The sequence below is a fragment of the Stenotrophomonas sp. STEN023 genome, assembly GCF_056760135.1.
This window is the reverse complement of the sequence record NZ_JBRREF010000132.1, coordinates 1-8940: the sequence shown is the minus strand read 5'-3', so window position 1 is coordinate 8940 and position 8940 is coordinate 1. Positions and strand designations below refer to the sequence as shown.

The following is an 8940-nucleotide window of genomic DNA, read 5'->3' as shown; positions in this document are numbered from 1 at the left end:
CCCGGGTGCGCTGCGCTTACCCGGGCTACAACACGCACAAGCAAAAGCCGCCGCTTCAGCAGCAGCGCAACTTTCAAGGGCCCAAAAAGGTGGCGACCCCGCCGGCTGACCTCGGCGCCCGCGTCGATCGATACCGTTGCTGCCTTCCGGCCCTGGCGGGATTTTCGACCTAGCGTCGCGAGGGGCCGACGGGGCCACCATAGAGACGGCTTGGCCGCGCTGAGCGCGGCCATTCACGATACGAGAGGCTGGGGCGATGCGATCATCAGCCGCCGATGCTTCATGGACCGGACACAAACTGGAGCAGGTCCCGATCGTGTGCGGCGATTGTAACGTATGCATGCACCAGCCGGCCAGCATTCCGGCTTGAACCCCGTGTAACCCGCCGCCGCCGTCTAGCGGCCGCAAACGCCCGGCTTGGATAGAATGCCCACCCAACGGAGGACGACCTCCGCCCATCACGGGACTTCACCCAGGACGGCCTGGCTTCTCTAGGAGGCTGTATGGCTTGGATCTATCTCGTGATCGCTGGTGTGCTGGAAATCGTCTGGGCGCTGGCAATGAAGCAATCCCACGGTTTCACCAAGCTGGTTCCCAGCATCGTCACCATCATCGGCATGATTGCCAGCTTCTGGTTGCTGGCTTTGGCCATGCGCACCTTGCCGTTGGGTACTGCTTATACGATCTGGACCGGCATCGGCGCGGTGGGCGCGTTCATCATTGGTATCGTATTTCTCGGTGAGCAGATCAGCGCGATGCGTATTGGCGCTGCAGTGCTGATCGTCAGCGGCCTGGTGCTGATGAAGCTGTCCAGCAGCTGATAACTGCTTCAGTCCTCGCGCAGTATCAGCACCATCTCAACTGCATCCAGACCCGGGCCGTGGCCATTCGCCACGACCCGGGTCACGCTGAAACCGAGCTGCCCGTAGAAGTCCTGCGTGTGCTGACTGGTGCTGAGCTCCACGCGCTTCGCGTTCGGGCTCTGTCGGGCCTGCTGTAAACGCGCAAGGCTCAATTGCCTGCCGAACCCCTGCCTATGCAGGCTGCGCTCGACCATGCCCCAGCAAAAAACGGCTACGCCATCGTCCCGTATCGCCAAACCGCCGCAGGCGACAACCCGGTCATCGTGCTCGATCAGCTGATAGTCGCAACCCTGCGTATCACGCTGCAGAAACTGCGCGAAGTCAGTGCGTTCGGCTAGGGTGAAGTACTCGGGCACATTGCTGTCGAACAGCGACAGGCAGGCGTTGGCATCAGCGAGTTGGTAGGGACGGATCGACATGCGCTGCAATCTAGCAGCTTCAGTCCGCTCTTTCTCTGGACGTTGGAGGGAGAGCAGGGGGCTGCCTTGGCTTTTGTTTTTGCTAGGGCTCTGGCTCTGGCCTTAGCCCCTCTCCCCTTGCGGGGTGGAAGGGGCTGGCTGACGAACCACAGGTTCGTGGCCCCTGGAGCGACCTTGCGCCAGCGCAAGGGCCGGGGCGCGGAGCGGGGGTTGGGGAGAGGGGAGCGCGAAGCGTGCTTTCAACCGACGAATACAGCACGCCAAGAGCCCCCATCCCAATCAACGCTACATCGAATAAGGCAGCTTCGCCGCATCAGCAGCCCAAGACTTGTTCGGCTCAGCCTGCATCGTAAAGCGCAGCTCCCCACCAGCAACAATCTCCTGGTGCGTCACATACGCCCGATCCAGCGGCTTGCCATTGAGGCTCACCGAACCAACATACGTGTGCGCAGCATCCAACCCGGTAGCAACGATGCTGAAACGCTTCCCATCCGGCAGATTCAAGGTCGCCTGTGGCAGGAACGGCCGGCCGATGATGTATTGGTTGCTACCCGGCGCAACCGGATAGAAACCCAGCGCAGTAAATACATACCAGGCCGACATCTGCCCAAGATCATCATTACCCGCCAAGCCATCCGGACGCGCTGCGTACTGCGTGTCCATGATCTGCTTCAAGCGCGCCTGCGTGCGCCACGGCTGCCCCGCATGTGCATACAGATAGGCAACATGGTGGCTGGGTTCGTTGCCATGCGCATACCAGCCAATCAGCCCGGTGATGTCTTCCATGTGCGCGAAGATCGACGGATCAACCTTGGCTTCAAACACATCATCCAGGCGCTGCAGCAGCTTGTCGCTGCCACCATGCGCCGCCGCCAAGCCGGCGACATCCTGCGGCACATACCACGAGTACTGCCAGGCATTGCCTTCGGTGAAATCCGTGCCGTAACCGCTGGCACTGGGATCGAACGGCTCGCGGAAACTGCCATCGCGCTTGCGCGCGCGCATGAAGCCGGTGCCCGGGTCGAAGGCATGCTTCCAGTTCGCCGCACGCTTGTTGAACTCGCTCGCCACTTCGGTCTTGCCCATGTCCTTGGCCACCTGCGCGATGGTCCAGTCGTCATAGGCATATTCCAGCGTCTTGCTGGCTGCTTCGCCTTCCTCGTCGATCGGCACATAGCCGAGCTCGCGGTACTGCGCGATGCCGTCATACGGACCGTAGTTGGCGCTGGCGACCATCGCCTGCAGTGCTTCCTCTGTGTCATAGCCACGGATGCCCTTCATATAGGCATCGGCGATCACCGGCACCGCGTGGTAGCCGATCATGCACCAGGTCTCCAGACCGTGGAACGACCATACCGGCAGCACGCCATAAGGGCTTTCGCGGCGTGAGGCCAGCAATGAATTGACGAAGTCATTGGTGCGCTGCGCTGGCTGCACCAGCGTGGCCAAGGGGTGCAGGGCGCGATACGTGTCCCACAGCGAGAACGTCGAATAGTTCGTCCAGCCCTTGGCCTGATGCACCGCGTTGTCCGGCCCGCGATAGCGACCATCGCTGTCCATGAACAAGGTCGGGCCGAGCAGCGTGTGATACAGCGCGGTATAGAAGCGGGTGCGTTCATCCGCGCTGCCCTGCGCTTCGACAGCGCCCAACGCCTCGCTCCACTGCTGCTTGGCGGCAGCGCGCATGCCATCGAAATCCCAGCCCGGTGCTTCCGCATCCAGATTGGCAATCGCACCCTCCTCGCTGACCGGCGAGATCGCCACCTTCACCAACAACGGCTTGCCAGCCTCCGGCACGACATCAAAGGCAGCGACCAACTGCCGGCCTTCGATCTGCGCGCGCTGCGCCGGGTCCTTCTCGCCCGGCGGCGGGAAGCCCTTGTAGACGACATCCTGCTCAGTGTCGTGCAGCTGATGGCCACTGAGCGGCTGCGAGAAACGCATCGCGAAATACAGCTGCCGGCCCGGCGCCCAGCCGCGCGTCTCGCGGAAGCCGGTGACCGTGCCATCGGCCCGCACCCGCAAGCGCGACCACAGGATCTTGCCCGGGTAGTCATACATGCTGGTGCGCAGGTCGAGCACCACATGCGCCGGCTTGCCAGCCGGGAAGCTGTAGCGGTGCATGCCAACGCGCGCGCTGGCAGTCAGCTCGGCACGCACCTTGTAGTCGTCCAGCGTCACCGCGTAATAGCCCGGCTGGGCGGTCTCGCTGGCATGACTGAAGCGCGAGGTATAGCCGCTCAAGGGCTGATCCGGATCGCCGCGCTCCAGCTTCAACTCACCGGTAGTGGGCATCAACAGCAGATCACCCAGATCCGAATGGCCGGTACCGGAGAAGTGCGTATGCGAGAAACCGACAATGGTGCTGTCGTCATAGCGATAGCCCGCCGCCCAGCCATAGCCGTTCTTGCGCGACTGGATGCGGGTATCGGGTGAGAGCTGGACCATGCCGTAAGGGACGGTCGCCCCGGGATAGGTGTGGCCCTCGCCACCGGTGCCAATGAAAGGGTTCACGGCGGCGTAGGCGGCTTCGTTGCCGGCGGGCGAGGCCGCCAGCGCTGAAGGCGCTACCAATGAGGAGGTTGCCACGGTTGCTGCAAGCACTAACAGGGTCGCGCCAAGCTGCTTCATCCCGCACCTTTTAGATCGGTCTAATGTTGGGAAGCTAGCATGTCGACGGGAGCTCTTGCATGGGGTCGGCGCGGCCAGCTCACGGCGCACCTTTGCAGCGTCAGCTGCGGCGGGAAGTTTCCTGTTGCTGGACACAGGGGCGACCGCGGCCGTTGTGCATGGAAGAGTCTTGTAGGGTCGACATCGAACGTTTCGCCACGGCGCTTCTCCCGTCGATTTCTTTCAATCAGAATCCACTGTCGCAAGCGTTCCTCTCAAGCGAGGGGCTGTATACAAACTCCAAGCAGGAGAGTCATCGCAATGATGAACATCAGAGAGTCGCGGCCTGAAGATGGTGGGCGTGTGGTTGAAATATGGCGGAATGCGGTGGACGCCACGCATGGTTTTCTGTCGCCGGAAGATCGTCTTGCCATTGACGAGATGGTGTGCGGTTTTCTGCCTCAAGCGGTGCTCCTGCTTGCGGTGGACGCAAGCGATTACCCGCTCGCCTTCATGCTCATTGATAACGGACATATGCAGGCGCTGTTTGTAGACCCGGCTTGCCGCGACACTGGAATTGGTGCCGCTCTGGTGCGCCACGGTCTTGGTTTTCATCCCCGGATGACTACCGACGTCAATGAGCAGAATGCTCAAGCGATTGGTTTCTACGAAAAACTGGGATTCAAGCGCACGGGCCGTTCGCCATTTGATGACCAAGGCCGGCCCTATCCGCTGATTCATCTTGAGTATCAAGCTGATTTGTCTGCGCCTGCTGTCAAAGCGCAGCTCCCATCCAACAAATAGGAAGCGCGCGGGCGCTTCAGATCCAGGGACGCCATGGTCAACGCTGGTGGTTGACTGCCCTGGTGCTTGGCTGGGGCGGCCCAACGTTTGCAGCTATCGGTGACCGATGCAGAGCGAAAGATGCCCAGATTGCTCCGAGGGTTTACGTAATCTGGCGGAGAGAGGGGGCGGCGCTTCGCACCTAGCCCTTCGGGCGGCTGCGCCGTCCCACCGGCTACGCCGGCGGTCGAACCCGTTGGGGCCTTCATCGCCCATGCTCTCCGTCCAATAAATGAAAAAGCCGCCCACAAGGGACGGCTTTTTCATTTATCTGGCGGAGAGAGGGGGATTCGAACCCCCGAAGCGCGGTTTAGACGCTTACACACTTTCCAGGCGTGCTCCTTCAACCACTCGGACACCTCTCCGGATCCTGCCGCGCTAATGCCTCGGCAGGGGCGTGGATTCTATAGGGACTGGCGGCCGTTCACAAGCACCCCCTCGACAGGGTGCTGGCGGATGGGCCGGCCATGGCACAATGGGGCTTCAGATGAAGACGGTTGCCTGATGTCCTATCTCGTCCTTGCCCGCAAGTGGCGTCCGAAGCGTTTTGCCGAGTTGGTGGGCCAGGAACACGTGGTCCGCGCGCTCAGCAATGCGCTCGACAGTGGCCGCGTCCACCACGCCTTTCTGTTCACCGGCACCCGGGGTGTCGGCAAGACCACCATTGCCCGCATCTTCGCCAAGTCGCTGAACTGCGAGAACGGCACCAGTGCCGACCCCTGCGGTCAGTGCCGGGCCTGCCTGGACATCGATGCTGGCCGCTACATCGACCTGCTGGAAATCGATGCCGCGTCCAATACCGGCGTGGATGACGTGCGCGAGGTGATCGAGAACGCCCAGTACATGCCCTCGCGTGGGCAGTACAAGGTCTACCTGATCGACGAAGTGCACATGCTCTCCAAGGCGGCGTTCAACGCGCTGCTGAAGACGCTGGAAGAGCCGCCGGAGCACGTGAAGTTCCTGCTGGCCACGACCGATCCGCAGAAGCTGCCGGTCACCGTGCTCAGCCGCTGCCTGCAGTTCAACCTGAAGCGCTTGGACGAGGAGCAGATCCACGGCCAGATGTCGCGGATCATGACTGCCGAGCAGATCGAGTTCGACGACAGCGCTTTGGTGCAGCTGGCGCGCGCGGCCGATGGCTCGCTGCGTGATGGCTTGTCGCTGCTGGATCAGTCCATCGCCTATGCCGGTGGCGCGCTGCGCGACGACGTGGTGCGCACCATGCTGGGTACGGTCGATCGCACTCAAGTCAGCGCCATGCTCGATGCCTTGGCCGATGGCGAAGGCGCGCGCCTGCTGCAGGTGGTTGCCGGGCTGGCCGAGTTCTCGCCGGATTGGAGCGGGGTGCTGGATGCCCTGGCTGAAGGCCTGCATCGCATCCAGGTGCAGCAGTTGGTGCCGGGCACTTCGGTACCGGGCGAAGGCGTCGATGCGGCGGCGTTTGCCCAGCGTCTGCGCCCGGAAGTGGTGCAGCTCTGGTACCAGATGGCCCTCGGTGGCCGTCGCGACCTGCACTTGGCTCCCAGCCCGCGTGCTGGCTTTGAAATGACTGTGCTGCGCATGCTGGCGTTCCGCCCGGCAGGCGCGGTACCGGCGACGCCGGAAGGCAGCGCCTCCGGGACTGGCGCAGGTGTTGGCGGCAACACGCAAACAGCACCAGCCGCTGCCGCCGCGTCGGCGCAAACCGCCAAGCCGGTTGAAGTGCAGGCTGTAGTTGCACCGGTTGCGGCTGTGTCAGAACCCAAGCCTGAGCCTGTGCCCGAACAAGCAGCCGCCGTGCAGCAGCAAGCCGCGCCTGTGCCGGAACCCGCAGCGACCGCGCCTGAGCCCGTGCAAGCGCCGGTAGCAGCTCCGGCCCCGGTTCAAGCTGCCAAGCCGGCAGCCGCCGACGAAGATCTGCCGCCATGGGCGGTTGAGGCGGCGGAAGCGAATGCGCGCGACGAGGCGATGGCGGCCGAGATGGCCATGCCAGAAGCGCCCGACTCCATTGAGATGCCGGTTGCAACGCCGATTGAGTCGCCGAAGCCGGCGCCCGTCGCTGCGCCGCAGCCGGTTCAGCAGGCCGAGCCGGTGCGTCCGACCGGCATCGCCATCGAGCCTGCAGCACTCGCTGAACCAGTTGCACCGCCACCGTCGCAGGGCGGGCGCAGCTTGGACACTGCCGAGGAGTGGCTGGACCTGATCGACGACAGCGGCCTGAGCGGTCCGTCGCGCGAGCTGGCGGCCAATGCTGCCTTCGTCAACTTCCAGCACGGCGTGCTGCGTCTGGCCTTGTTGCCAGGCTTTGAGTACCTGCAGTCTGAGCGCGCCTTGAATGCTCTGGCGCAGGCGCTGTCGCAGGCCTTGGGCAGCACGCCCAAGATCCTCATTGAAACCGGCAACGCCCAGGCTGAGACCTTGCACCAGCGCGCCGATCGTCAGCGCGGTGAACAGCAATCCGCGGCCGAAGCCGTGTTCATGGCCGACCCCCAGGTGCAGCAGCTGATACAGCAGGGTGCACGGGTCGTGGCCGATTCCATCCGTCCTTTCAAAGAGTAACGAACCATGCGCGGCAATATCGCCCAAATGATGCAGCAGGCCCAGAAGATGCAGGAAAACCTGCAGAAGGCCCAGGAAGAAATCGCCAAGTTGGAAGTCACCGGCAGCGCCGGCGGCGGCATGGTCAGCGTGACCCTGAGTGGCACCAAGGAGTGCCGCAAGGTGCGCATCGATCCGTCGGTGCTGAGCGATCCGGAAATGGCTGAAGACCTGATCGCAGCCGCCTTCAACGACGCCGCCAACAAGATCGACGCCGAATCGCAGAGTCGCATGGGCTCGGCCACCGCCGGCATGAAGCTGCCGCCGGGCATGAAGCTGCCGTTCTGATGTGGCCCGCGCCGGCTTGCCCGGCGCATGCACGTCCCCGCGCCGCGAAGCCTCCGGGCTTCGCGCGCTTGTTTTAGCGATACGCTGCTGTGATGAGACCGTTGCGATGAGCCTGCCGCTGCTGGAACAACTGATCGAAGCCTTCCGCGTGCTGCCCGGCGTTGGCCAGAAGACGGCCCAGCGCATGGCCTACCACGTGCTTGAGCGTGCCCGTGACGGTGGCCAGCGACTGTCGGAAGTGCTGGCCGAAGCCATCGAGAAGATCGGTCACTGCAAGCAATGCCGCGATTTCAGCGAAACCGAGCTGTGCCCGGTCTGCGCCAGCAGCAGCCGCGAGCGGCAGATGCTGTGCGTGATCGAATCACCGGCCGATAGGCTGGCAATCGAGCATGCCACCAGCTACCGCGGTGTGTATTACGTGCTGCAGGGGCGCTTGTCGCCGCTGGATGGCATCGGCCCGCGCGAGCTGGGCCTGGATCAGCTGGAAACGCGCTTGGCGCAGGGCGAAGTCACCGAGTTGATCATTGCCACCAACTCCACCGTTGAAGGCGAGGCCACCGCGCATTATCTGGCGCAGCTGGCACGTCGTAACAAGGTGCGTCCCAGCCGCCTGGCGCAAGGCCTGCCTTTGGGCGGCGAGTTGGAATACGTGGATCGCGGCACTTTGTCGCATGCCTTTGGCAGCCGCAGCGAAGTCGGCGAATAAGCCGCGCCGGGGTTGTAAGCTGTAGGTCGTTTACTGCAGCGAGCCCCTACATGACCGACACCATTTTCGGCAAGATCATCCGCCGCGAAATTCCCGCCGCCATCGTCTACGAAGACGAGGACGTACTGGGCTTCAAGGACATCGCCCCGCAGGCACCGGTGCATGTGCTCTTCATCCCGAAGAACGAAGTCATCCCGACCCTGGATGATCTGCAGCCGTCGCAGGCACATCTGATCGGCAAGCTGGCCTTGGCGGCTGCGGCGTATGCACGCCAGCAAGGCTTCGCCGAGAACGGCTACCGCATCGTGATGAACTGCCGCGAAGATGCCGGGCAGACGGTGTTCCACATCCACCTGCATCTGTTGGCAGGTGCGCCCTTGGGGCATTTCGGCGCGTGATTTGAGCTGTTGTTTTTACTGTGGGAGCGGCGTAAGCCGCGAAGCTGAGTACAACGGAACAACGATAGAGCCTGTTTTCAAGCAGCTGTTGATTGCCATGCGCAGCTTGCGGCGGATGGATCTGGAGCTTCGTGGCTTACGCCGCTCCCACAAACAGATTCAAGCAAAAGAAAACGCCGCCCCTTGGGGCGGCGTTTTCAGTTCGTTACCACCAGCCGCGGTAACCCCAGCCCCAG

Annotated in this window: 8 protein-coding genes, 1 tRNA gene and 1 other RNA gene; 6 read left to right on the top strand and 4 right to left on the bottom strand. The window is 63.0% G+C overall.

Features of this window, described 5'->3' with window-relative positions; all coding sequences use genetic code 11:
* Nucleotides 1-95: 95 nt before the first annotated feature.
* An RNA gene (ffs, locus tag ACVOLV_RS21520) (signal recognition particle sRNA small type) lies at nucleotides 96-192 on the bottom strand.
* A 311-nt stretch (nucleotides 193-503) separates the two neighbouring features.
* Here ffs and ACVOLV_RS21515 point away from each other — a divergent pair.
* Nucleotides 504-821, top strand: a complete 318-nt coding sequence (locus ACVOLV_RS21515; RefSeq protein WP_481556132.1) for a DMT family transporter — start codon at nucleotides 504-506, stop codon at nucleotides 819-821.
* 8 nt (nucleotides 822-829) lie between these two features.
* On the opposite strand, the gene ACVOLV_RS21510 is transcribed toward ACVOLV_RS21515, so the two are convergent.
* Both ACVOLV_RS21510 and ACVOLV_RS21505 read right to left on the bottom strand, forming a co-directional pair.
* Entirely contained in the window at nucleotides 830-1282 is a 453-nt protein-coding gene (locus ACVOLV_RS21510; RefSeq protein WP_481556131.1) for a GNAT family N-acetyltransferase, read from the bottom strand.
* A 285-nt stretch (nucleotides 1283-1567) separates the two neighbouring features.
* A complete protein-coding gene (locus tag ACVOLV_RS21505) occupies nucleotides 1568-3913 on the bottom strand; it encodes a GH92 family glycosyl hydrolase (RefSeq protein WP_481556130.1) in 2346 nt (781 codons plus the stop codon).
* A gap of 300 nt (nucleotides 3914-4213) precedes the next feature.
* Here ACVOLV_RS21505 and ACVOLV_RS21500 point away from each other — a divergent pair, with 300 nt between their 5' ends.
* Nucleotides 4214-4696: an acetyltransferase gene (locus tag ACVOLV_RS21500; RefSeq protein ID WP_481556129.1), complete on the top strand. Its 483-nt coding sequence runs from the start codon at nucleotides 4214-4216 to the stop codon at nucleotides 4694-4696.
* Between the two features lie 311 nt (nucleotides 4697-5007).
* On the opposite strand, the gene ACVOLV_RS21495 is transcribed toward ACVOLV_RS21500, so the two are convergent.
* Nucleotides 5008-5100: transfer RNA gene (locus ACVOLV_RS21495), tRNA-Ser, on the bottom strand.
* Between the two features lie 139 nt (nucleotides 5101-5239).
* Between ACVOLV_RS21495 and dnaX the strand changes: the two genes are divergently transcribed.
* From dnaX to ACVOLV_RS21475, 4 genes are all read left to right on the top strand, one after another.
* The gene (gene dnaX, locus ACVOLV_RS21490) at nucleotides 5240-7273 is read left to right on the top strand and encodes a DNA polymerase III subunit gamma/tau (RefSeq protein WP_481556128.1); all 2034 of its coding nucleotides are present in this window, start codon (nucleotides 5240-5242) and stop codon (nucleotides 7271-7273) included.
* A 6-nt stretch (nucleotides 7274-7279) separates the two neighbouring features.
* The gene (locus tag ACVOLV_RS21485) at nucleotides 7280-7600 is read left to right on the top strand and encodes a YbaB/EbfC family nucleoid-associated protein (RefSeq protein ID WP_057629296.1); all 321 of its coding nucleotides are present in this window, start codon (nucleotides 7280-7282) and stop codon (nucleotides 7598-7600) included.
* A 106-nt stretch (nucleotides 7601-7706) separates the two neighbouring features.
* The gene (gene recR / locus ACVOLV_RS21480; RefSeq protein ID WP_282270729.1) at nucleotides 7707-8306 is read left to right on the top strand and encodes a recombination mediator RecR; all 600 of its coding nucleotides are present in this window, start codon (nucleotides 7707-7709) and stop codon (nucleotides 8304-8306) included.
* A 50-nt stretch (nucleotides 8307-8356) separates the two neighbouring features.
* Complete coding sequence (locus tag ACVOLV_RS21475; protein ID WP_481556127.1) at nucleotides 8357-8704, top strand: histidine triad nucleotide-binding protein; 348 nt, start codon at nucleotides 8357-8359, stop codon at nucleotides 8702-8704.
* Nucleotides 8705-8940 lie beyond the last annotated feature (236 nt).

Excerpts from the sequence above, each read along its gene's own strand:
- ACVOLV_RS21515 (WP_481556132.1), top strand. The coding sequence starts at position 504 with ATGGCTTGGATCTATCTCGTGATCGCTGGTGTGCTGGAAATCGTCTGG.
- ACVOLV_RS21510 (WP_481556131.1), bottom strand. The coding sequence starts at position 1,282 with ATGTCGATCCGTCCCTACCAACTCGCTGATGCCAACGCCTGCCTGTCG.
- ACVOLV_RS21505 (WP_481556130.1), bottom strand. The coding sequence starts at position 3,913 with ATGAAGCAGCTTGGCGCGACCCTGTTAGTGCTTGCAGCAACCGTGGCA.
- ACVOLV_RS21500 (WP_481556129.1), top strand. The coding sequence starts at position 4,214 with ATGATGAACATCAGAGAGTCGCGGCCTGAAGATGGTGGGCGTGTGGTT.
- dnaX (WP_481556128.1), top strand. The coding sequence starts at position 5,240 with ATGTCCTATCTCGTCCTTGCCCGCAAGTGGCGTCCGAAGCGTTTTGCC.
- ACVOLV_RS21485 (WP_057629296.1), top strand. The coding sequence starts at position 7,280 with ATGCGCGGCAATATCGCCCAAATGATGCAGCAGGCCCAGAAGATGCAG.
- recR (WP_282270729.1), top strand. The coding sequence starts at position 7,707 with ATGAGCCTGCCGCTGCTGGAACAACTGATCGAAGCCTTCCGCGTGCTG.
- ACVOLV_RS21475 (WP_481556127.1), top strand. The coding sequence starts at position 8,357 with ATGACCGACACCATTTTCGGCAAGATCATCCGCCGCGAAATTCCCGCC.